The 695-nt window shown below is 75.5% G+C and carries 1 pseudogene; it reads right to left on the bottom strand.

The features are described 5' to 3' along the window. Positions 1-695, bottom strand: a pseudogene (locus G3I40_RS00910) (hypothetical protein); the annotation flags it as partial.

The following is a 695-nucleotide window of genomic DNA, read 5'->3' as shown; positions in this document are numbered from 1 at the left end:
GTGCCGAGGCCGGCCCCGGCGACACCGAGCGTGACCGGCACGATGAGCGCCGAGGCGGCGTGCCAGACGTCGCCGAGCACCAGTTCACCGAGCCGGTCCGGCATCAGCAGCAGTGCGCCGCCCCACAGCAGCGCGGCGACGGCCTGCCCGCCGCCCAGCAGGAAACAGAACGGGCCGAGCCGGTGCGGAGCCTGCCGCAGCACCCGCGCCGCCTCCGCGACGGTGACGAGGGAGAGCCCCATGAGCAGCGCCATGAACGGGCCGAGCAGCAGCTCGGCGCCGCGCACGACTCCCACGGCGCTGACCCCGACGATCGCGCCGAGCCCGTACGCCCGCAGCTGGCTCGCGCCGCTGACGCCGACGTTCTCGGCCAAGTAGCGGTAGCCGAGGTCGTGATGCGCGCGCAGCCAGTCGCGCGCGCCGGTCAGCCGGGGCCGGATGCCGGACTGGAAGCAGCCGTACACCGCGGCGACCGCGGCGGACCCGCCCCAGGCGAGCACGAAGGCGCCCACGCTGCCCACGTGGGCCGCCACCACCATGGCGGGCACCAGCGCGACGCCCCACACGAGGTCGTTGACGAAGGCCTTGCGTCCGGCGCCGGCGGCGAAGAACGAGTACCGCCAGGCGTCCTGCAGCAACAGCCCCGGCAGCATCACGCCGAGGCAGGCGAACGCGGGACCCACCCGGCCGCCGAC

The sequence above is a fragment of the Streptomyces sp. SID14478 genome (assembly GCF_010548525.1).
GTDB lineage: Bacteria > Actinomycetota > Actinomycetes > Streptomycetales > Streptomycetaceae > Streptomyces.
This window is presented reverse-complemented; position numbering and strand designations above follow the sequence as displayed.